18 protein-coding genes are annotated in these 22064 nt (G+C 49.1%); 10 read left to right on the top strand and 8 right to left on the bottom strand.

What is annotated here, in order from left to right:
* Nucleotides 1-103 precede the first annotated feature (103 nt).
* The 5 genes from IE055_RS09750 (at nucleotide 104) to IE055_RS09730 (ending at nucleotide 7246) form a co-directional block, all read left to right on the top strand.
* A complete protein-coding gene (locus tag IE055_RS09750; protein ID WP_189400218.1) occupies nucleotides 104-1099 on the top strand; it encodes a D-2-hydroxyacid dehydrogenase in 996 nt (331 codons plus the stop codon).
* Nucleotides 1100-1121: 22 nt separating this feature from the next.
* A complete protein-coding gene (locus tag IE055_RS09745; RefSeq protein ID WP_189400216.1) occupies nucleotides 1122-2378 on the top strand; it encodes a valine--pyruvate transaminase in 1257 nt (418 codons plus the stop codon).
* Between the two features lie 221 nt (nucleotides 2379-2599).
* Entirely contained in the window at nucleotides 2600-3754 is a 1155-nt protein-coding gene (locus tag IE055_RS09740; protein ID WP_229794225.1) for a helix-turn-helix domain-containing protein, read from the top strand.
* Between the two features lie 101 nt (nucleotides 3755-3855).
* Entirely contained in the window at nucleotides 3856-4263 is a 408-nt protein-coding gene (locus tag IE055_RS09735; protein ID WP_189400214.1) for a DUF6326 family protein, read from the top strand.
* A gap of 706 nt (nucleotides 4264-4969) precedes the next feature.
* On the top strand, nucleotides 4970-7246 hold the full coding sequence (locus tag IE055_RS09730; RefSeq protein WP_189400212.1) for an N-acyl-D-amino-acid deacylase family protein: 2277 nt from the start codon (nucleotides 4970-4972) through the stop codon (nucleotides 7244-7246).
* Between the two features lie 42 nt (nucleotides 7247-7288).
* Here IE055_RS09730 and IE055_RS09725 read toward each other — a convergent pair whose 3' ends face one another.
* Nucleotides 7289-7879 carry a hypothetical protein gene (locus IE055_RS09725; RefSeq protein ID WP_229794224.1) on the bottom strand — a complete coding sequence of 197 codons (591 nt, stop codon included), beginning with the start codon at nucleotides 7877-7879 and terminating at the stop codon, nucleotides 7289-7291.
* A gap of 362 nt (nucleotides 7880-8241) precedes the next feature.
* Between IE055_RS09725 and IE055_RS09720 the strand changes: the two genes are divergently transcribed.
* Nucleotides 8242-9000: a transposase gene (locus tag IE055_RS09720; protein WP_189400208.1), complete on the top strand. Its 759-nt coding sequence runs from the start codon at nucleotides 8242-8244 to the stop codon at nucleotides 8998-9000.
* Between the two features lie 579 nt (nucleotides 9001-9579).
* Nucleotides 9580-9954: a hypothetical protein gene (locus IE055_RS09715; RefSeq protein ID WP_229794223.1), complete on the top strand. Its 375-nt coding sequence runs from the start codon at nucleotides 9580-9582 to the stop codon at nucleotides 9952-9954.
* Nucleotides 9955-10290: 336 nt separating this feature from the next.
* Here IE055_RS09715 and IE055_RS09710 read toward each other — a convergent pair whose 3' ends face one another.
* The 6 genes from IE055_RS09710 to IE055_RS09685 form a co-directional block, all read right to left on the bottom strand.
* Nucleotides 10291-11826 (bottom strand): hypothetical protein, encoded by a 1536-nt coding sequence (locus IE055_RS09710; protein ID WP_189400204.1) that lies wholly within the window; start codon nucleotides 11824-11826, stop codon nucleotides 10291-10293.
* A gap of 633 nt (nucleotides 11827-12459) precedes the next feature.
* On the bottom strand, nucleotides 12460-12867 hold the full coding sequence (locus IE055_RS09705; protein ID WP_189400202.1) for a hypothetical protein: 408 nt from the start codon (nucleotides 12865-12867) through the stop codon (nucleotides 12460-12462).
* Between the two features lie 606 nt (nucleotides 12868-13473).
* Nucleotides 13474-15213, bottom strand: a complete 1740-nt coding sequence (locus IE055_RS09700; RefSeq protein WP_189400200.1) for an alpha-amylase family glycosyl hydrolase — start codon at nucleotides 15211-15213, stop codon at nucleotides 13474-13476.
* Nucleotides 15214-15241: 28 nt separating this feature from the next.
* The gene (locus IE055_RS09695; RefSeq protein WP_189400198.1) at nucleotides 15242-16462 is read right to left on the bottom strand and encodes a glycosyltransferase family protein; all 1221 of its coding nucleotides are present in this window, start codon (nucleotides 16460-16462) and stop codon (nucleotides 15242-15244) included.
* A 17-nt stretch (nucleotides 16463-16479) separates the two neighbouring features.
* Complete coding sequence (locus IE055_RS09690) at nucleotides 16480-17325, bottom strand: HAD-IIB family hydrolase (RefSeq protein WP_189400195.1); 846 nt, start codon at nucleotides 17323-17325, stop codon at nucleotides 16480-16482.
* Nucleotides 17322-18227, bottom strand: coding sequence for a phosphoribulokinase (locus IE055_RS09685; protein WP_189400193.1), 906 nt, complete (start codon nucleotides 18225-18227; stop codon nucleotides 17322-17324). Before IE055_RS09685 ends, IE055_RS09690 begins: the two co-directional genes overlap by 4 nt.
* Nucleotides 18228-18405: 178 nt before the next feature.
* Between IE055_RS09685 and rimO the strand changes: the two genes are divergently transcribed.
* Nucleotides 18406-19746, top strand: coding sequence for a 30S ribosomal protein S12 methylthiotransferase RimO (rimO, locus tag IE055_RS09680; RefSeq protein WP_189400191.1), 1341 nt, complete (start codon nucleotides 18406-18408; stop codon nucleotides 19744-19746).
* Between the two features lie 67 nt (nucleotides 19747-19813).
* Here the strand turns inward: rimO and orn are convergent, their stop codons facing one another.
* A complete protein-coding gene (gene orn / locus IE055_RS09675; RefSeq protein ID WP_189400189.1) occupies nucleotides 19814-20368 on the bottom strand; it encodes an oligoribonuclease in 555 nt (184 codons plus the stop codon).
* A gap of 65 nt (nucleotides 20369-20433) precedes the next feature.
* Here orn and IE055_RS09670 point away from each other — a divergent pair, with 65 nt between their 5' ends.
* The gene (locus IE055_RS09670; RefSeq protein ID WP_189400186.1) at nucleotides 20434-20790 is read left to right on the top strand and encodes a 4a-hydroxytetrahydrobiopterin dehydratase; all 357 of its coding nucleotides are present in this window, start codon (nucleotides 20434-20436) and stop codon (nucleotides 20788-20790) included.
* Between the two features lie 164 nt (nucleotides 20791-20954).
* Nucleotides 20955-22046 (top strand): DUF1266 domain-containing protein, encoded by a 1092-nt coding sequence (locus tag IE055_RS09665; protein ID WP_189400184.1) that lies wholly within the window; start codon nucleotides 20955-20957, stop codon nucleotides 22044-22046.
* The last annotated feature ends 18 nt before the right edge of the window (nucleotides 22047-22064 follow it).

Raw genomic sequence — 22064 nt, 5'->3', positions numbered from 1 at the left:
CTGTAAAAATTCGGTACTATTGCAATATCACAATGGGGTTTCGCGAAGATCGAGATTTTATCCGGTTTTGCGACCTAAACCAACTAAACCGAAAACGTCGACAATGACCAGCCATCGTTCGCCGAGCCAAACACCGAAGGTCGTTTACCTGGATCGTGAGAGCCTGCCGGCACGAATCAACATCCCGAAACCCAGCGCACCGCATGCATGGCACGACTTTGCACGCACGGTAGCCGACCAGATCATTGCGCATTGTCAAAACGCCACGGTGGTGGTTACCAATAAAGTGCCGATTGATGCAACGGTGCTCGACGCCTGCCCCAGCATTGGTCACATTGCGGTCACTGCCACTGGCTATAACATCATTGACCTCGATGCCTGCGCAAAGCACGGCGTGTCGGTCAGCAATATACCGAGCTACGCAGCAACCACAGTCGCCGAACACGTTCTGGCCTGCACGCTCAGTTTGCGACGCCAAATCATTCAGTATCGCCAGCGCGTGATTGACGGCGCATGGCAGCAAAGCGACACATTCTGTGTCTTCGACAAACCAATTAATATGCTGGCCGGTGCCACGCTCGGCGTCATCGGCTTTGGTGAAATCGGTCGCGCCACCGCGCAAATGGCTGCCGCCATGGGCATGAACGTGGAGTACACCTCGCGGCAAAACTACGACGTCGACTTTGCGCAACACGTGACCCTGAACGACTTATTACAGCGCAGCGATGTGGTCAGCGTGCATTGCGCATTGAATGACGACACACACAATTTACTCGATGCACCCGAGCTGGCCCAGATGCCAGACCACGCCATTCTAATTAACACCGCACGCGGCGGCATCGTCAATGAAGCGGCGGCGGCCAGCGCAATTAAAAGTGCCACCCTAGGCGGCTTGGCGTTTGACGTGCTCGTGCAGGAGCCGCCACAGCACTCGCCACTGCTCGAGATCGCGGATCGAAGCAATGTAATCATCACGCCGCACATCGCTTGGGCCAGCGATGAGGCCATGCAAACACTGGCCAACATCGTGTCCGATAATGTGGATGCCTATTTGCGTGGCAGTCCGCAGAATCTCGTGTCACACCCAATCAAGAACTAACCTTTACTTCGACCCAAACACCATGCAGTTATCCAAATTCGGCACCAAGTTCACCCGTCAATCTGGCATTCATCAGTTAATGACCGACCTCGGAGAAGCGTATAACAGCAACCATCCTGACCTGTGCATGCTCGGTGGCGGCAACCCGGCCTTTATTCCCGAAGCACAAGCATTATTCGGGCACGAGATGCAAAAGCTGATCGAGAACAAACTGTTCGAGCGCATGATTGGCATCTACGACGGGCCTCAAGGTGAGGTAAGTTTTCGACAGGTTCTGGCCGGTTATCTGCGAGAGAAATTCGGCTGGCAGATCGGAGCGGAACATATTTCGCTCACCAACGGCAGTCAAAACAGCTTTTTCTATTTGTTTAACGCGCTGGCTGGTGAAATGCCCAATGGGGAGTTTCGCAAAATCCTGTTCCCCCTGTCCCCCGAATACGTCGGCTACGCGGATGCTGGCCTGAGTGACGATATGTTCGTTTCGGTGCCGCCTAAAATCGAAATGCTGGACGACCAACAATTCAAATACCGAGTGGATTTTGACGCTCTTGAAGTTGGGCCAGACATTGCTGCCATTTGCCTGTCGAGGCCTACCAACCCGACCGGCAACGTGGTCAGCGATAACGAACTGGCGCGTTTATCTGACATCGCCAAACAACGCGGCATTCCACTGATTATCGACAACGCCTACGGGCAGCCGTTCCCCAATGTGATCTACGCCGACACCAACTTAAATTGGGACCACAACACCATTATGTGTATGTCGCTGTCCAAACTCGGTCTACCCGGCGCGCGCACTGGCATTGTGATCGCCAACCCCGAGATTACCAACACACTAAGTGCGCTGAGCGGCATTATCACCCTGGCACCGAACAGCGTTGGTGCGGCCTTGATGACGCGTCTGATTCAAGACGGCGAAATGGATCACCTGACCACTGAGATTATCAAACCGTTTTACCGCCACAAACTGGATGTCGCGCAAGCGCTGTTCAAAGAGTATTTCAGCGACCTGCCGGTGTTTATGCACAAGCCAGAGGGCGCGTTCTTTTTATGGTTCTGGTGTCAGGACTTACCGATCACCGCGCGCGCGCTGTACAGCCAACTCAAACAGCGCCATGTGTACGTGATCCCTGGCGAAGACTTTTTTATCGACATTGACCCCAGCTGGAAACACACGCAGGAATGCCTGCGTATCAACTACGGACAGCCCGAAGCGCAAATGCGGCGCGGTTTTGCAGTACTGGCCGAGCTACTCCGGTCACTGTATCCGAGCCCCTAAACACCGCTATTCCGGGAGGAATCATGACCAACAAGCTCGCCAACGCCCTACGCCAACTACCTGGCCCCCTACGACGGCGCAAACATTCTGTTCTTCACCGCCTGGCCAATGTTAGCCGCGTGCTATGCGCTGTACTCCTTGCGTGACTACGACACTAAGTTCAACTTCTAGTTGAGGTTTAAAAAGTCCAGCATGAAAAACGCGCTGCAAGGAGCGGGACTTTGGAGATAGCGCCTGTCGTGGTGGTGGTCCCGACCGTCATTTACGCCAGTATGCTGGGCGTCACCATCTTTGCGCTGGTCGACGCTGTGTGCAAACCCAAACACCAGCAAACCGTGTTTTTGATTGGCTTGCTGGTGTTGCTGTTAATCCACATTCTTGGTGAGCTATTGATTTACACCGGCGCGTATCGCTACCTGCCCGCGTTGGCGGGAATGCAGTTGCCGCTCAGAGTCCTCCTCGGGCCCGCATTGTATTTTTACGCGCATGCGACTATGTCGGTCGACCGCCGCCTACCAACACGCGCGTACCTCATTGCTGCACTTGGGCCGGTACTGGTGCTGATTGCCATGGCACCATTTATAGTTGGTTTAAGTTCAGCCGAAAAACTCGCGCTGGCCGACCCGTTAACGCGCAATCCCGAGCACTTCAAACTCGCCGTCTTGGCGTGCACCAGCGCTATGGTGATCTTCGTGTTATTCACCTTTGGGTATCTCATTGCCGCCCTCAAGCTGCACCAACAACACCGCGCACAGTTAATGGACCGCTTTGCCGCCATCGAGGCTCAGTCACTCGACTGGTTTCGCGTTGTCTTGTTGCTGTGGGGCTGTACCTGGTTTTTGTTTGCGCTCGAATACATCACGGTGTTTCTCGAACTGCGCTGGTTCGGCTCGGGCGTGGTCTTACCGCTGTTTGAAGCCGTGGTATTACTGGCCTTCGCCTACCTCGCACTAAATCAATCAGTGTTAACAGATTCCGACCGCGGTGTGCCGCAAGCTGCAACACCGCGCGTCGCTGCACTGAGCCACGAACGCATGGCGTTCATCGCAGAAAAGCTAAACACGGTGATGACCAAGGACGAATTATTCATGGACGAGAACCTCTCGTTAAATAAGTTGTCGCAAGCGGTCTCTGTGAGCGAGAACCATATTTCTGAAACCCTGTCACAACACCTGAATACGAACTTTTATCATTTTGTGAATGGTTTTCGCATTGAAGCGACCAAAACACGCTTACAAAACAGTACCGACTCGGTGTCAGTTATTTCTTACGATGTCGGCTTTAATTCCAAATCAACCTTCAATACCGCCTTCAAAAAAGCGTCTGGCATGACACCTTCCGGATTTCGCAAACAAGCCCAGCTGCAAACAACCTAAAAAATAGCCATTAAAAGGTTCGACTAGGCCCATTCCGACGACACCGCGCCCAACTTAGCCGATTCTGAGTACCTCAAACAACACAACAAACCGAGGTAAACATGGCTTTATTCAACTGGAACGGCGACAGAAAGCAACTGCTCTCTACTCTGTGGATATTCCTAACCGTTAACTACATCTACTGTGATGTATTCAGCCTGCACGACGCCAAAATGCTGCAAGCATTCCTAAGCGGCAACGTTGGCGGCATGCAGATCACTGAGAACTTCCTGCTCTACTTTGCCGTGATCATGCAAATCCCGATGCTTATGATCGTGCTCTCTCGCTACCTAACACACAAAATAAACCGCATTACTAACATCGTCGCAGCAACCCTCTCCGGCGGAGTACAAACCGCCACCGTAATTATGGGCGGCACGCTTTACTACAAGTTTTTTAGCTTGTTCGAAATCGCCACAGCCATCTTGATTATTTTGCTGGCGATCGGATGGAAGAAAGAAGAGGCTTAGCAGTTGCTTGTCACAGGCTTTCGTTGACTAAACATTGGTCAACGAAAGTTTGAAACTCTAGATTCTTAGCTGCGTTCAAAAGCGCGTAGCGCGCCCTTTGGGTATAAAGGTCTGGGTCAGCCGTAGCGCGTAATTGCGAGCGCAGCCGAGACAATCTTGTTTTTAGCTCAAGCTTCCTTCATCAACCATGGTGAGCTTTAGATAGAATCACCCAAGCAGTTGACACTAAACATTAAATCGGCTCTGACCGCATTTTTCACCCCCATTCTAGAACGTCTCGACCTCGATGCCGCATCTTGGTTGATTCTCACTACCTAATTTGAGAAACGATTTCAAAGTTGGGTTGGGAGCGGGCATATCGACCGGCGTGTGTGTCGGCTTAATACAAGCAACAGCCAACCGCGTTCTCCTAGTCCGCCCAAATAAAAGCCAGCGCACTCACAGTCCTAACATGATCACGTTAGTGAGTACGTCGTTCGCCTTGAGTTCACTTTTGATTAAGGCTTGGCCTTAATTGACTTAGTTAGGCCAATTCACCTCTCTAAAAATCACTTTGATCGCCATTGCTACATCAGAAACAGCCCAAATTAGCGAGAATCGGTGCATAGATTTCTCTTTGGGCAGTGGCTGTCTATGTTTACTGGGTTACAATACCGACGACGTGCCGGGATGAATTCGTTTTTATGCAAAGAAGAAGGAAACAACAATGAATATATGGCTAAAGTTTTTACAGTCGTCATTGGTAGTCTGTCTTTTCGTGCCCCAAACTCTGTCGGCTAACACTAATGAGATCTCAGCATCCAAGCCCAATGCTGCCCCTTTAACAACCGTTGATACCTTGATAGTCGGTGGTAAAGTTTTAGATGGCAGTGGCAATCCATGGGCATATCAGGACATTGGCATCTCCGGTGAAAGAATTACTTTTATTGGCGATGCGGATAGCCACCAAGTTAACGCAAAGCGGGTTATCAAAGCCAACGGACTTTATGTGACACCGGGATTTATTGATATGCACAGTCACGCTGAGCCAGGGCATCCTGAGGCGAGAAAAATGCTGCCGCAGTTATACCAGGGAGTAACAACTGTTGTCTTGGGTGTTGATGGCCAAGGTAACAATGTCGTTGCACAACAATATGCTGAGTACATAGCACACGGCATTGGCGCCAATGTGGCCTCTTACGTGGGTTTTAATGCAGCGCGCCAGAAAGTACTGGGAATGAGTGCTGACGCCCCAACGCCGGCGCAATTGAAAGCAATGCAACAGTTTATTGAACGCGGGATGCAAGAAGGTGCGTTTGGAATATCATCAGGTCTATTCTATAGACCCGCTACCTACGCCTCTACCGAAGAGGTTATCTCGGTTGCGTCTATTGCACGTAAATACAATGGGGTTTACGACACACACGATAGAGATATGGGGTCTGTTCTCGACGGCATTGGCTATGATGCATCCGTTGCTGAGGCCATCGATATCGGAGAGAAAAGTGGCAATAGAGTTATCTTTAGCCATTTTACTCCGCAGGGAAGGCACAACTACGGTCGCGCAGATATCGGTGTAAAACTAATCAATAATGCGCGCCTTCGAGGTGTTGACGTTGTCGCCGCTCAGCACCCATATATCGCCACGCGAAGCTCGCTGCTTGCTTACACTCTTCCCGACTGGGCCTTAGCCGGTGGCATTGAACAATTATTCAACAGGTTAACAGAGCCTAAAACAAACGCACGCATACGAGAAGACAGCAAACGTATGTTAAATATTAGAGGCGGCGCCGAAAAGCTAATGTTTGCCGACGCCAACCCTGAACTCAATGGCAAAACTTTAAAAGAAGTCGCAGAGACCTACAACCTTTCTGTGTTCGAGACGGTTATCAAAATTGTACGCGCCCAAAACGATGCGAGTGTGATGAACATTGGCCTATACGATATGAACAATATTCGTTTGTTGGCTACACAAGAATGGATGATGACAAGTACCGATGGCGGCTCTGAGCCAGCCGGGGATAGACAGGGACATCCGCGCGATTTTGCGGCCTTTACTAAAAAAATACGTAAATTTGTGGTCGATGAAAAATTAATAAGCCTGCCATTTGCAATACGAGGTATGACATCGCTGCCGTCGCAATTTCTCGGCATAGCCGATAGAGGCAGGTTAACTGTCGGCCACTACGCAGATATTAATATTTTCAACTTAGCGAAGCTCAAAGATAAAGCCACTTATGAAAACTCTCAGCAATATTCAGAGGGATTAGAGTATGTATTGATCAACGGCCAAATAGCTTTAGAGAAAGGCAAAGCAACAACCATCCTTGCAGGTAAACCTCTTATTCGCCATCAACATCTCGCAGAACAAGAACCGACAGAAAAACATATGCTTGAGATGTTGAGAAATGCCTTTGGTGGGAAAGAACTACTCACCAGTATCGATAGATTCTCAACCACACTCACCACGATAAATAGCCAACAGAAAGTTAAAGTTTCTCGCTCATATTTTGATTTTTCTAAGAAGCATGTTGCCCAATCTCTTCCAGAATTAGAAGAATTGTATTTAAGAACTCCTGAACGTTCAGAGCAACATAAGAAGGGAGAGATTTCAGCATTAAAAAAGAACAAGCAAAACCAACTTTTGAATAATATGGATTTAAACTTCTTAAGTTTTTTGCGCAGTGATGAGCTCAGGTTGTTAGGTCCATTGGATATACCAGAACACAGAGATCAAAGCTGGTGGATCATGAATACAGGTGACCTGTTATCGCCTGCAATTGGTTTAGATCGCGACACTGGTCACATTCGCAAAGTGCTTTTTGATGATGGGCGTTATATTCTTGAATCGGATTATCGCCCTTTGGAAAACGGCATTCAGTGGCCGCATAAGTTTCGTTTAATGGATAAAAAAGAAGTGGTATTTAAAGGCGAATATTCAGAAATGAACATCAATGCCAAGCCCCAATTTGATACACCCAGTTGGTTTAATATTGAAAAATAGCTGGAATTAAATCGGCTCTGACCCCATTTCTTGTTGTGTTTATTAGGCATTTTTTGCGTAGACGTCATAAAAGAACTCACTGAATGACTGATACAGTGGCTTAGCTAAACTTACAATGCTTTGACGACTTGTACAGGTTTCTTGACCCAATGGAATAAGTTCCTCATGATCAAACCATACGATATTATAATCTCTAGGCTCACTCGATTTTGACTGCAAATCAAGGCACATTGGGCCCCAACCGTCGCCCCACTGAGCGAAAGGCATATAACCAGCTTTTGTAATTGGATACCAAGCATCTATTAATTCGGTCAGCTCTTTTAGCGGATTAGAGGATGGGCATGCACACATAAAAATGAGCTGACCATCGTGTTTGTTGCTATGCACTTGATCTAAAAGATGGCAATACGACATGAGATAGCATTTTAGAGTTGGCGGCATCCTGAAAGAATATCTAGTCTCCAACTCCATTAAATCAGACTCTATAACTGTGCTAGGAACCAATTTCCACTCAACCCAGCCTTCTTCATTTACATCGCCGTTTCTCATGTCGATAGGGACCCCTTCCGCAACATCCATGCAGTAGTGCTCTTCCGTAAAGTCCGCTAATATTTTTTTAATTTCCTCAATCATGCTCGAAACTTGTTTATGTCTAACGCCGAGCTCTGCGGCAATTCGGGAGCACAGCGGATGGAATTGATTTTGGATGGTTTGGATGGACACCCACTCCACTCTTGAATTCTACACGACTCTATGAGACCTTAATATTTCAAAGGACTGATTTCGGAGACAGGATGGCGCTCCCTCGAAAACAATTAGTGTCACTCAGCGACACCCCTTTCTATCACTGTGTTTCTCGTTGTGTTCGACGAGCGTACTTGTGTGGCTATGATCGAGTTACTGCAAAAAGTTATGAACACCGTCGTGGTTGGCTCGAACTAAAACTTCAGAGAACCGCTGAATTGTTTGCTATCAAACTCTGTTCCTACGCAGTGATGAGTAATCATTACCATGTGGTGCTGCATGTTCGACCGGATATCGCTGACGCTTGGTCTGAGCGTGAAGTCGTTGAGCGATGGAGTCAGTTGTTCTGTGGCACGCTGTTCTCTCAACGGTTTTTGGCCGGCGAGGGTTTGAGTGAACAACAATGGGTGGTGCTGCGACGCGATATCAAGCGCTGGCGAAAACGGTTGATGGATATCTCGTGGTTTATGCGAATTGTGAATGAGTCCATTGCGCGGCAAGCCAACAAAGAGGATCGTTGTACTGGACGATTTTGGGAGGGTCGTTTTAAGAGTCAGGCACTATTGGACGAACGTGCCTTATTGTCGTGCATGGCCTATGTTGACTTAAACCCGATTCGTGCCAACGTGGCGACCATGCCCGAAACATCCGACCACACATCGATAAAGTACCGAATTGATGCATTGAGAGAGTGCATTTCGGTGAGCACGGGAATGGAGGACTTCGTTGGTATTTCAGAGAACGCCATCGGCATTCCGTACAGGCTCAAAGACTATTTGGCGCTGGTCGACTGGACTGGGCGCAGTGTCCGGCGAGACAAACGCGGTGCAATTTCAGAAAAGTTACCCCCCATTCTAGAACGTCTCGACCTTGATGCCGCATCCTGGTTGATTCTCACTACCGAATTTGAGAAACGATTTCAAAGTTGGGTAGGAAGTGAGCATATCGACCGGCGTGTGTGTCGGCTTAATACATGCAACACCCAACCGCGTTCTCCTAGTCCGCCCTGATAAAAGCCAGCGACTCACAGTCCTAAGACGATCACGTTAGTGAGTACGTCGCTCGCCTTGAATTCGCTTTTGTTTAAGGCTGGACCTTGATTGACTTAGTTAGGCCAATTCACCTCTCTAAAAATCACTTAGATCGCCATTGCTACGTCAAAAGCAGCCCAAATCAGCGAGAATCGGTGCATAGATTTCTCTTTGGGCAGTGGCTGTCCATGTATACGCACTAATTGACCCAGCTAGACCAATTTTCCTCTCTATAAATCGCTTAGATCGCGATGGCTAACTCAGAAACAGCCCAAATTAGTGAGAATCGGTGCATAGATTTCTCTTTGGACAGTGGCTGTCCATATTTACTGCTTTGAATTCGCTTTTGTTTAAGGCTGGACCTTGATTGACTTAGTTAGGCCAATTCACCTCTCTAAAAATCACTTAGATCGCCATTGCTACGTCAGAAACAGCCCAAATTAGCGAGAATCGGTGCATAGATTTCTCTTTGGGCAGTGGCTGTCCATATTTACCTTTCATAGATTTCTCTTTGGGCAGTGGCTGTCCATGTTTACGCCCGTCCATGTTTACGCAACCATGCCCGAAACATCCGACCACACATCGATAAAGTACCGAATTGATGCATTGAGAGAGTGCATTTTGGTGAGCACGGGTATGGAGGACTTCGTTGGTATTTCAGAGAACGCCACCGGTATTCCGTACAGGCTCAAAGACTATCTGGCGCTGGTCGACTGGACTGGGCGCAGTGTCCGGCGAGACAAACGCGGTGGAATATCAGAAAAGCTACCCCCCATTCTAAAACGTCTCGACCTCGATGCCGCATCCTGGTTGATTCTCACTACCGAATTTGAGAAACGATTTCAAAGTTGGGTAGGAAGTGAGCATATCGACCGGCGTGTGTGTCGGCTTAATACAAGCAACACCCAACCGCGTTCTCCTAGTCCGCCCTGATAAAAGCCAGCGACTCACAGTCCTAACACGATCACGTTAGTGAGTACGTCGCTCGCCTTGAATTCGCTTTTGATTAAGGCTGGACCTTAATTGACTTAGTTAGGCCAATTCACCTCTCTAAAAATCACTTAGATCGCAATGGCTAACTCAGAAACAGCCCAAATTAGCGAGAATCGGTGCATAGATTTCTCTTTGGACAGTGGCTGTCCATATTTAGCTGGTGCATAGATTTCTCTTTGGACAGTGGCTGTCCATATTTAGCTCTTGCCACGACTGATTTCTCTTTGGGCAGTGGCTGTCCATATTTACTCTCGATATTGTACAGGCTATTACTGGCTATCGCTCGAAACATATCGTAACCCGAAACCCATCCACTGGTAGCCAGTCAATCGTTACAAGGTCACCTTCACAAATATTTTCTAGATCAGTTTTCACCAATGCTTGAACCTTCTCAACCACAATAATCTTCGTTGGAAGTTCAATTACTTCACCGAATACATGTACAGTTGAGTTTTCTGGCAGTTTCAAAACGCTCTGTTGCGGGTCCGCTTCCAAAAATCGCCGAATATTTTGAGCATTCTTGTCCGCCCGTATAGTAGATGAAAATTTTGCTTTCTTGTCTTCAGTGACAAAGGGAATATCAAGGAGTTGCGCGGCATCGTCAAGGTCACGGTATTGCTGCTGATTGAAGGCCACATTACTATTAAACAAGACATCGATATTCAATGCTCTCGCGACAACCCTTGCGCAATTAGTATAGTAGAGTAGATCTGCTAGATTTTTTGTTTCTGGCGTTTGAGCTATTGGACTCCCTTCGCTTCTTAAAACTACATTGCCGTCGACCTCCAACGTAGCGAACAAGCTCCAACCCTCCGACAGACGCTTGAAAAAACTAAACACTTTTTCAAAGTAGGGCAGATCTAAAATCATAACCCCATCCCATTGATCAAGTTTCAAATTCATCTCAAATTGTGTGTCACTCTCTAAGCCGTGTTCAACTTTATAAGCGAATGACAAAAGGCCAGCGCAGTTCGACCCCGAAAACGAGAATGACTTAGTACCAACTACAATAACTCCATCGATGTCGTCGAATGCTTCTTGGTGTGATTTACTGGGGCTTACAAATAGGAGCTTTTGCTTGGCCGCGATTTTATTACCTGAAATGGTGATCGCACCAGCGGCGTCTTGAGAGATCGCTTCAAAGAGACCAGAACCAGTTACCCTAACATGATCAGAACGTATTTTGATCTCATCTCCATGATCAATTACCGACTGATAGCGATCGAGAAAATCATCTTTGGATATTCCGCCTATTTCGAGCGTCAATGGCACTTTTTCATTAGTTGTGATTCCGAAATGAGTTTCCCCATTTACCCGAGAGCTATTCACATTAAATCGAGGGTCTAAGTTTTGTAAAGCTTGCTCAACTGCGTTATGAATATTGGTAACTGCTCTGACGGGTAAATCAGTGGCCTTTCCGCTTAAAGCTGTCGTCAGGGTATTAATTGTCTCAGTGTCACTGGGTAACCTTTTGCCCTTTTCAGCTCGCGCAGTTTCAATCGCCAACCCCTTCCACTCCTTAAGTACCTCGACAGTAAAACGCCGTACATCTCTATCTATATCCTTTGCGCAATTCGCGCACAACCAGATTCCATTCTCAATTGACCTACGTTCTTCTCTTGTCATGGATCGGTCATACCTTGGCCCACCCTTAGATGCTGCACAAATATGTGCCGCTTCACCAATACTGCTAGACTTTCCTTCTTCCGAAGGTCCGATGGTGATTATCCTGTGCTCAGGATTAGAGCATCGGTGAGCTACCTGCTTGGCCAATTCATCCTTGATTTTTTGTGTGAAATCATCCCTCGCCATATGTTCTCAGTAACTCCAAATTTAAGATCAAATTCTGTATCTCCTGTATTCAGTAACCATTCAACTGGGCATAGTGCCTTAATCCTAATCTAGCTAGGAACAAAATAGTTCCAGGACACCGACTCGTGTGCAAAAGTAGAATTCTAGTGCTTACAAATATTATGTCCCCAGCAAAAATCCAGTGTCTTAGTTTACTTTTACGAATACCATAAAAGTCTCTGATAGGCACGTATACTGTTCCTCGACTTGGGCCGGAATAGCAGTTTTTGGGGATCAGAGCCAAATTAATATTGTATTTCGCCAAGTTCTATCCGTTGATTTCGGGCACCCACTCCAATCTTTTGAGTAAGGCTTGACCTTAATTGACTTAGAGGCCAATTCACCTCTCTAAAAATCACTTAGATCGCCATTGCTTCGCCAGAAACTGCCCAAATTAGCGAGAATCGGTGCATAAATTTCTCTTTGGCAGTGGCTGTCCATATTTACTAGCACCTTATTCGCTTTTTGCGAGAAGTTAGAATCAAGCTAAACAGAATGCCCGCTACTAGTATGGAGCCGACTTTTGCATTTCATCAATTAGACAAAAAGCTGAAAGTTGCCATTTCCAGACATTTTACTAACTAATTTTTAAAGTTATTTTCGAATTCCTAACAACTGAAATAGTTCCTTTAAAAAAACTAGGCTGTTAGATATCCATGGCGGAAGACTTGTTAAAAGATCCTTTATGCTGTCAATGGCTATCACCACCGCACCTGGTATATCCTCTTCCTCAGATATACCGTCAAGCTCTGCTTCCAACCCACCCAAGATTTCATTACTTGAGACAACGACGTCTTCAGGTGAATCAAGCTGTCCAAAGTCTCGTTCATGAGCATTTGAGAAATCTCTCAGAACTTCATCGAACTTTTCTTGAGGGTAATTTTCGAGCTTTTTTGCAATATTGATCCCAACTTCAAATTTGTTTGAATCGTGCTGACCTAACTCGTTCTGTATAAGCTTTATAAAACGCTTCCAGGCTCCGTACAACCGATCTCCATCCATCTTAGTTCCCCATTATTTTGACTTAAACGTATAACTTCACATCAGAATCAATGTGATTTTCCGCCTAATTCAAACTGAATCATATGAGTTTCCTACATCGATTGACAGAATTCCAATTGAATCCAGATTTCTGATCCACAGTCAATCATCAACATTTAAATCTCATCAGACCGGTATGCTTATTTTTCGAAGGTCGAACTGTATCGACCAACCTATAATACTCCTCTTTACCATTTGACCAACTCAAAATCTATTCGTCAACCAAACAAACCCATATAGTTATAGGGGTCGGTATAATTATTGAGGTCAGAGCCGAATTAGTAGCCAAATTCAACCGAATCTGAGCTTCTGATCCACAGGTCTGCTCGGAATGGCATCGAATCTGTGCTGATCCTCTTTATCGCGCAGGAGGTCGCCGTGGAGTTTCTAGCATGACAATAGCTGGTCTTTAGCAACTCGGATTTGAGATTCTTCGCTGCGCTCAGAATGACGAGATTCGGCCTTGAGGTACGACGAGGCCCGCGCTTGAGGTATGACGAGGCCTAAGCTCTGCCGTAGAGCGTCATTGCTAGCGCAGCGTGGCGATCTTACGTTTGTTTGACCAACTCAACCCCGATTCGTCAACCAAACAAACCCATATGGCGGGATATGCAGTGATTCGTCTTCGAATGAGTAGGTGTCACCGGAGATTAGGTCTTGCCAGACGTCGAGGCTGGTGAGGTTGATGGAGTTGATTGGGACTTCGACGATTTCGTCGGTCATATTGTGCAGGCAGAAGATGCTTTGGTTGCGATTCAGGCTTTGGCGCCAGAAGGCGAAGATCTCGTCACCTAGGTGCAGTACGGCCTGAAAGGCGTTGGGATGGAATGCGGGTTGTTGGCTGCGAATCTTGAGCAGGTTTTTCATAGCAGTGAAGCACTGCGAATGGTGGCTGGCTTGATCGAGCAGTTTGGCGGTGAGCGCGTCGTAGTCCCAGCGGTGGCGGTTGATGCTGCGATTGTGGCCGGTGAGTTCGAGTTTGTCGTAGTCGTTTTGCGTTGCCAGCAGGCTGTGAATGTAGATGCCGGGCACGCCTTCAAGGGCCAGCATGACCGCGTGTGCGCAGAGGAAGCGTTGTTGCTGCCATTTGTCTGGGCCTTTGCTGGTGCCTTGTAGGGCATCGTATAGTGCGACGTTGATTTCGTATGGCTCATTGGTGCCACCGGAGACGGCACGCCAGGAGATGCGCGCACCGAAGCTTTGCATGGTGTTAACCAACTCGTCGAGATCTTCCTGACTCAACAAACCATTTGCCGGGCGCAGACCGATGCCGTCGTGACTGGCGATAAAATTAAAATAGAAGGTGCCGGTTTGCGCAGGTGGCATGCTCATTTGCCAGCGTTTCAAATGCGCGCTGGTGCCAGTGACCAGGGCGTGCAATAACAACGGCGGTAAGGAGAAATTGTAGATTGCGTGGGCTTCGTTGGCGTTACCAAAGTAGGAGAGGTTCTCATGGTTCGGCACATTGGTTTCGGTAATCACAATGGCCGCTTCGGTGTGCGCTTCGATCAAGGTGCGCAGCAAGCGCACGAGTTCGTGCGTTTGCGGCAGGTGTACGCAGTTGGTGCCGATTTCTTTCCACACAAAGGCCACGGCGTCTAACCGAAAGATGCGCACGCCCTGCTCCAGATAGCGTCGGATGATGCGCACCATTTCGATCAGCAGTTCGGGATTGGCAAAGTCGAGGTCCACTTGGTCGTGACTGAAGGTGCACCACACATGGCGAATGCCATCCAGAGTTTGCGTCTCACACAATAACGGCGAGGTGCGGGGCCGCACGACTTCTGACAGATCGGTTTCTGGGTCTGCCTCCACAAAATAATCTTTGCCGGGGTCTTTGCGTTGTTTGAAATTCTCAAACCATTGGCTGCGTTGTGAGCAGTGGTTGATGACTAGATCGGCCATCAGGTCGTAGTCCGCGCCAATCGCTTCGATGTCGGGCCAGTCGCCTAGGCTCTCGTTTACCTGTGCGTAATTAATCACCGCAAAGCCGTCGTCAGAGCTGTACGGAAAGAACGGCAGAATATGCAGGCCAGAGACTTCGGGTTTGAGGTACTGGTCACTAAAGCGCTTCAGTGTTTTGAGTGGCGCTTCGTCAGGATGCAGGATGGAATCGCCATAGGTAATCACCCAGAGGTCGGACTCACTCCATTTGTTTTGATGCAGTTCAGCAGTGAAGGCGCCCTGCTCCAGGTGCATGGCCTCGAGAATGCGGCTGGCCAGCGTGTTGTTGTCTTCGTCAGGATAAATCCGACACAAATGATCGATGACCACCGGTAATAATGGCCGAGATACTGAAAAACTCATCGCTGCTGACCCCGTTTACCCGTTCGCGTTATTGATACTCTGCCATGTCTTCGGCCACCGCCGCTAACAACTGCTCCTGAATGTCTGGAATCGCACTGATGGCGCGGTTCCAGCTTGGAATAAACGGCGTCTCCATCGGGTTTTCGAGAAAGTCATGCCCTGCGTTTAACACGTTTTCGGCGAACATTTCGATGGCGGCTTCTTCACGGTGGATGTCCAAGGTCAGGCCGTTCATCTGTGCGTCGTTGTAATAAGTTTCCACAAAGTCGAGCGCAATTCGGTAGTACGTGGCTTTGATCGCGCGGAAGGTTTCGGCATTGAACACCACGCCATTGGTGGCCAATTTACGGAACAGGGCTTTGCAGATGTCGATCGACATTTTTGACAGGCCACGAGCGGCGTCGTCTGGCGATAAGTCCTGATGCTTGTGGTCGTAGGTGTCGGCAATGTCGGCCTGACAAATGCGGTTGTTGGCGTAGTTGCGGTTTAGTTCTGACAACACGCCGATCTCCAGTCCCCAGTCACTCGGAATGCGCAGATCGTTGATCACGTCGGTGCGAAACGAAAACTCGCCTGCCAGCGGATAACGAAAGCTGTCGATGTAATCCAGATAATCGTTTTGACCGTAGACTTTTTTAAGTGCGCGCACTAAGGGCGTCACCAGCAAACGGGTTACACGGCCATGCATTTTGCCGCTGGCCACGCGGGCGTAAAACCCTTTACAGAACTTGTAATTAAAGTTGGGGTTAGCGACTGGATACAACAGTCGCGCTAATAAGCTGCGGTCGTAGGTCACAATGTCGCAATCATGCAGTGCCACCGATTGTGCACGATCCGCGGCCAAAACGTAGCCGAAGCAAAACCACACATTGCGGCCCTTACCCAGTTCTTTGGGTGCGAGATTCTTGGCTTGTAATTTGGCGTCGATCGCTTGCAGTCGTGGCCCGTCATTCCACAACACTTTGAAGTTTTGATTGAGTGGTTTAAAGAACTCCAGCGCGTGGCGATATTGCTCTTCGGTAGCACGATCCAGCCCGATCACGATTTCGTCCAGATAATCGACTTTGCTCAACTCCTGCACTATGTTCGGCAAGGCTTCGCCTTCCAATTCGGAATACAGCGATGGCAGCACCAGGCTCATGGGCCGCTTGCGCTGAAACGAGCGCAGTTCGTCTTCAAGCTCGTCTAAACTACGCTGATGCAGATTGTGCAGGGTTGTGATGATGCCATTTTGATAGAAATCAGCCATGAAATTCTCGAACGGGATTAAGTGGTTAGTAGTTGGTGCATTGCTTCGTTCCAGCCGATGGGACCCAGGCCTTGGGTATACAGCACGGGATGGTCGGAGGATAACGGCGGGAAGTCTGCGACCGGCGAGCGCACGCAAACGGGAAAATCAGCAACGTTGAGCATAGCCACGTCGTTGTGGTTATCACCTAAACATATCAACTTCGGCGTTGAATTTCCATCGCTATCGGGCCACAGCAACTGCGGCACGGTTTTTAACCACAACAGCGGTTTGGCTTTGTCGGTTTGCCCCTGAATATGGTAGAAGCGACCGCCCTTTAACAACGAAAAGCCAGCGGCTTGCACCTGTGCTTCAAATTGCACGAGTTCCTCGTCACTCCCCTGCCACACAATCGGCTCGGAATACTGTTTTTGTGCGGCTTGCTCCGCAGCTTCTAGGGACAAGCCGGTGTGCTCAGCGATCTCGGCCACGCTCCAGTCGTTGAAGCCGACGAATTGCCAGTCGGTATCGCGGCGTACAGCATTGATGAAGGACAAAATTCGCTCTCGCGTGACACCGAAAACATACGAGGTCATGCCATTTTTGGTCACCACTTTGGGTCCGTTCGAGTCTGCCTCGATGGCGATATTTGCCTCACCCATCACCGTCAACGCACTGCCGTTTTCTGTGATCAATGGGGTCGACAGACCGATTGCCTGCTGTAGTGTGATGACCTCGGCCAAGGTTTTGCTGGTATTCAACAGTACCGGTACATCTTGCTGCGCGCACAGTGCTAACGCAGGGAGCGCGGCGTCGAAGCTGTAAGTGTGGTGATCGAGTAAAGTACCGTCCAGATCGGTGGAGACTATCAAGCGCGTACTCATTGTGGCCCCCGTAGCGACTTAAAGCCATGTTGGGCATTCAATTCCAGCAACCAATCAGCTTGGGCCGGCATGGTGGCGAGCGCGTGTTCGGTAAGCCGTTGATAATGTGAAATAAAACGTTCGATCTGGGCTGGGGTTTGCGCTTGCGACGCATCGCGCCCTTCAAGCACCAGACGCGCAATCATCTTTTGCTCCTGTAATAATCGCCAGCCATACACGCAATCAAAGCTCGGCGCTTGCAATGCGACCAGCGCATCCAGACGCGCATACAGATCGGCGTAATCACTCGCGGATGCATTGTTGACGTAGGCGCGCCAGACGCCATCGGGGTCATCCTGCCGCTCCAGTTCATTAATGGGTTCTTGCAAAGCCTCGGGCGTTTGCGGCCCAATGCCCACGCACCAGCCTTCCAGAATGACCACATCGAACGGGCCTTGGACTTGTTGCCACTGGTCTTGCGGTGCGCGATCATCAATGGATTTATCGAACACAGGCACCCGAAATGCCTGATCCCCAGCAGCGTTGTCGAACATCTGCTGGATCATCGTTACCGCATGGGTTCCGGGCACGCCTCGGGTAATAAACAACGGATGCACCGTGTCACTCAACACCTGGCGTTCAGCGCGGGTAAGATAAAAATCATCAATCGAGGCGACCAGCACACGCTTGCCAAACACCTCAGTTAGCAGCAGTTTGAGAAAATCTGCGCAGGTACTCTTGCCACTGCCTTGCGAACCTTGCACTCCGAGTAAAAAACATTTGCCATCCACCGTGCTGTTGGCAAGCCCTTCAGCGAGCGGTAGGTAAAACGTTTCGACGGTGGCAAAGAATTCGGGTGGCAGCTGGTGTTGAGCAATATGTTGTCTGACAGCCTGTCGGATGGGGTCACTGAGAGAAGCCATGAAAGTTAGCAAACTGATTCAATTTGCGTTTTACTTTACTGCACTCGGCGTCACATTCATATCATCAGGCCGAAATCAGTGGCAAAAGCTGCGTGTGAGCCAGCAAACTGCATTGTGAAACGTAGCACCGTTTCTCAGGCTTCGGCTATAATCCGCCCCCTAGCAAGGCGAGGTTTGTATGACAGCACCAAAAATTGGTTTTATCAGCTTGGGATGCCCCAAAGCGTTAGTCGATTCTGAACGAATTCTGACTCAGCTCCGTGTGGACGGCTACGACATTGTGCCGACTTACAACGATGCCGACATGGTGGTGGTCAATACCTGTGGCTTTATCGACGCGGCCAAAAAGGAATCGCTGGACACCATCGGTGAAGCGCTGGCCGAGAATGGCAAAGTGATTGTCACCGGCTGCATGGGCGCCAACCAGTCGGACATTACCGATGTGCACCCGAGTGTGCTGGATGTGTCTGGCCCGCATGCGTATGAACAAGTGGTCGGCGCGGTCAAAACACACCTGCCCTACACACGCGAGTACAACCCACATCTGGACCTGGTTCCGCCACAAGGCATCAAATTAACCCCACGCCACTACGCGTATCTCAAGATTTCCGAAGGCTGCAACCACCGATGCAGCTTCTGCATTATTCCGTCAATGCGCGGTGACTTGGTTAGCCGACCAGCGAACGAGGTGGTGGCCGAAGCCGAGGGACTGGTGCGTTCTGGGGTTAAAGAATTGCTGGTGATCTCGCAAGACACCTCTGCGTATGGGGTTGATACGCGTTACCGCACCACTTTTCACCAAGGCAAACCAGTGAAGACCAAAATGCTGGATCTGTGCCATGCATTGGCGGATATTGGCGGCGACAACAAACCTTGGGTACGACTGCATTATGTGTACCCCTACCCGCACGTGGACGACATTATTCCGCTGATGGCGGAAGGCAAAATCCTGCCGTATCTGGATATTCCGTTTCAGCACGGGTCGCCTAAAGTATTGAAGGCCATGAAACGCCCAGGTGCGATTGATAATACCCTGAACCGAATTAAGGCATGGCGCGACGTTTGCCCAGACATCACCATCCGCAGCACGTTTATTGTTGGTTTTCCGGGTGAGACCGAAGATGACTTCAAGCAGCTACTGGATTTTATCGATCAGGCCCAGCTCGACCGCGTTGGCGCGTTCACTTACTCACCGGTCGAAGGCGCACCAGCCAATGCATTGGACGGTCATGTGCCGGAAGAAATCAAAGAAGCACGTCTTGCGCAGTTTATGGAGTTGCAAGCTGAGATCAGCACCGCCAAGCTGGCGAAAAAAGTCGGTAAAACCATGGATGTGCTCATCGACGAGATTGATGAGCAAGGTGCCGTTGCCCGCAGTGCCGCCGATGCGCCGGAGATTGATGGTCTGGTGTACCTGAACGATGAAACGCAGCACCAGCCAGGCGACATCGTACGCGTAACGGTACACGCCAGCGACGCGCATGACCTATGGGCCAACAGCGTTGCCAAACACGACTAACAGCGGATTATGTGATGCCAACCGAGCGCCAGGATCGTGCGCTCGGTTTTAAGCAGTGTGATCCGGCTTAATTCGCATCCAGCAGAATCAAATTGTTACGGTAGTAGCGCAGTTCCTCAATGGATTCCTTGATGTCATCCAAGGCCTGATGGCTAGCACGTTTTTCAAAACCACCCAGAATACTCGGCGCCCAGTGACGCGCCACCTCTTTGAATGAGCTGACATCCACATTGCGGTAATGTAGCCACTCGCTCAACTCTGGCATGTACTTGTAGAGAAAACGGCGGTCCTGACAAATACTGTTGCCGCACAGTGGTGCGCGGTTTTTGATTGTGTGCCGTTGAATAAAATCCAGCGTTTCAATCTCTGCCTGACGCTCCGTAACCCGGGACGTCTTCACCTTGGTGACCAGTCCGGTTTTATTGTGCGTACGAGTATTCCATTCATCCATGCCATCTAACAATTCTTGTGGTTGGTGAATCACGATCACCGGCCCTTCCGCAATGGTGCGAAGGTCGCCGTCGGTGATGATGGTCGCCATCTCAATAATTCGGTCTTTCTCTGGGTCTAAGCCGGTCATTTCGAGGTCCATCCAGACCAAGGCATTAGGGTTTTGTGGCACAGGCCATCTCCTTACTACGTTTAAATTAGTGGTATAGTTTCAAAAAATCAGCTGGCAAGAATACTATGAACGACGCAATCAATAAACTTCTCAATTTAAACTGCCGAGACTATTCTGATCAGCCACCGCCGCTGAACCTCTCGCAGATCGAGGAGTACCGTCGTCAAACCCCCGAATGGCAGTATTGCGCGACCGAAAATGAACTCAGCCAGACTTTTCGTTTCGCCAACTACGCCGACACCATCAAATTCGTCAACATCGTTGCCGACGTCGCCGAACACGAAGACCATCACCCAGAAATGGAAGTCAGCTTCAAACGCTGCAAAGTCACGTTCTACACACACACCGTACGCGGCGTGACCCTAAAAGACTTTATCTGCGCCGCTAAGATTGATCACAAGACTGAACATGTGACGGCGTAAACAACCTTGATTTCAATCTGAAGTTGATTTGCAAGGCGGGTTTTAACGAGAAAACAAAACTTTAAAAATTAAGGCTTACGAAAAACTACGAGATCGCGTAGTTGTATTTTTATTCATAAGCAAATAATACTCAGCCTCTCTGAGTGTCTTAGTGGTGATCAACGATGAAGAGCAGCTTACAAAACAGTCCCGGTTATTCTGACATTCCCCCTAAGCGCGCCCGGTACGGGCTCGCCATTGAGTATTCCAATCTCGCCTATAAACTTTTTATTCCATTGTGTTGGGTACTTTTTTGTGGATTTAGCGTCGTCGTCATACCCACTGCCGGAGTAATAATCGCTGGTGTTTTAGATGGAAAAACATTATCGGACTTAGTCAATGTGGAGGTGTTATCGACGCCGTCGGTGATGCTTGCACTTGTCGCATGGCCATTAACCTTGGCGCTGGCACTCGCATTCACGCGTCGGGTTAAGGGCATCAATCTACGTGAACAGCGTGCCTACTATGTAAAAGGAAGTGTGCCCGAACTAAATAGCGAGCAAGAATCCGCATTAAGGCTAACCATTGTTGACGGGTACAATGACGGCGCCTGGACTCAAACGCTCGAGTATTGGCCGTGTGAGGCTCGCCTGCCGGAGTTAAAGCGCTTCAAGTTTTTAGCGCTAACTACTAATAACGAGCAACGCGGGCTGCTGGAACAGTGGTGGGGTATCGTCAATGCAAAGCAGTACCACGATATGGTAACGAATCTGCTTGAAGGCCTACATTCCAAACTCTTTTTTGAGGACGCACAGAGCGACCAAAAGACCGCGATGGTGGAACGACTCGCAGGGTTGGTACAACTACCTGAATCCTACATTGAGGGCTGTCTCGACCACAGCTCAGAAGCGCCCGCAAAGTTATTGTGGGGCTTCGATCTCTACCGAATCATTGCTATTGCTCGTTCAGCCTATATGGCAGGTTATATCAGCGAGGAAGAAGCGTGGTCAGATATTCTCAAGGCTGCCAATTATTCACACGCCATCTTTGACAGCTATGAAGACTTTTACAACAACTACCGACTGGGGAACGCTTTCTGGTCAAATGATTTTGAAACTGCCCGTGAAAAGTTGGAGCGCTGGCAGAATTACAATAAAAATTGCAGGTGGCCAATGCGCACCCTTCCTTGGCCAGAGGTCTGTATCACTGAGCTGACGCCACAAATTCGTGATGGTTTTTCGACAAATCAAACGGCACCAAAGTTAGGGTTTATTTGATCCTACTCAGGCGCGTGG

The organism is Arenicella chitinivorans (assembly GCF_014651515.1).
Taxonomy (GTDB): domain Bacteria; phylum Pseudomonadota; class Gammaproteobacteria; order Arenicellales; family Arenicellaceae; genus Arenicella; species Arenicella chitinivorans.
The sequence above is the reverse complement of the archived record's forward strand: the minus strand, read 5'-3'. Positions and strand labels throughout refer to the sequence as shown.

What these genes read in the sequence shown, in the direction of transcription:
- IE055_RS09750 (WP_189400218.1), top strand. Translation starts at nt 104, where the DNA reads ATGACCAGCCATCGTTCGCCGAGCCAAACACCGAAGGTCGTTTACCTG.
- IE055_RS09745 (WP_189400216.1), top strand. Translation starts at nt 1,122, where the DNA reads ATGCAGTTATCCAAATTCGGCACCAAGTTCACCCGTCAATCTGGCATT.
- IE055_RS09735 (WP_189400214.1), top strand. Translation starts at nt 3,856, where the DNA reads ATGGCTTTATTCAACTGGAACGGCGACAGAAAGCAACTGCTCTCTACT.
- IE055_RS09730 (WP_189400212.1), top strand. Translation starts at nt 4,970, where the DNA reads ATGAATATATGGCTAAAGTTTTTACAGTCGTCATTGGTAGTCTGTCTT.
- IE055_RS09725 (WP_229794224.1), bottom strand. Translation starts at nt 7,879, where the DNA reads ATGATTGAGGAAATTAAAAAAATATTAGCGGACTTTACGGAAGAGCAC.
- IE055_RS09720 (WP_189400208.1), top strand. Translation starts at nt 8,242, where the DNA reads ATGAGTAATCATTACCATGTGGTGCTGCATGTTCGACCGGATATCGCT.
- IE055_RS09715 (WP_229794223.1), top strand. Translation starts at nt 9,580, where the DNA reads ATGCCCGAAACATCCGACCACACATCGATAAAGTACCGAATTGATGCA.
- IE055_RS09710 (WP_189400204.1), bottom strand. Translation starts at nt 11,826, where the DNA reads ATGGCGAGGGATGATTTCACACAAAAAATCAAGGATGAATTGGCCAAG.
- IE055_RS09705 (WP_189400202.1), bottom strand. Translation starts at nt 12,867, where the DNA reads ATGGATGGAGATCGGTTGTACGGAGCCTGGAAGCGTTTTATAAAGCTT.
- IE055_RS09700 (WP_189400200.1), bottom strand. Translation starts at nt 15,213, where the DNA reads ATGAGTTTTTCAGTATCTCGGCCATTATTACCGGTGGTCATCGATCAT.
- IE055_RS09695 (WP_189400198.1), bottom strand. Translation starts at nt 16,462, where the DNA reads ATGGCTGATTTCTATCAAAATGGCATCATCACAACCCTGCACAATCTG.
- IE055_RS09690 (WP_189400195.1), bottom strand. Translation starts at nt 17,325, where the DNA reads ATGAGTACGCGCTTGATAGTCTCCACCGATCTGGACGGTACTTTACTC.
- IE055_RS09685 (WP_189400193.1), bottom strand. Translation starts at nt 18,227, where the DNA reads ATGGCTTCTCTCAGTGACCCCATCCGACAGGCTGTCAGACAACATATT.
- rimO (WP_189400191.1), top strand. Translation starts at nt 18,406, where the DNA reads ATGACAGCACCAAAAATTGGTTTTATCAGCTTGGGATGCCCCAAAGCG.
- IE055_RS09670 (WP_189400186.1), top strand. Translation starts at nt 20,434, where the DNA reads ATGAACGACGCAATCAATAAACTTCTCAATTTAAACTGCCGAGACTAT.
- IE055_RS09665 (WP_189400184.1), top strand. Translation starts at nt 20,955, where the DNA reads ATGAAGAGCAGCTTACAAAACAGTCCCGGTTATTCTGACATTCCCCCT.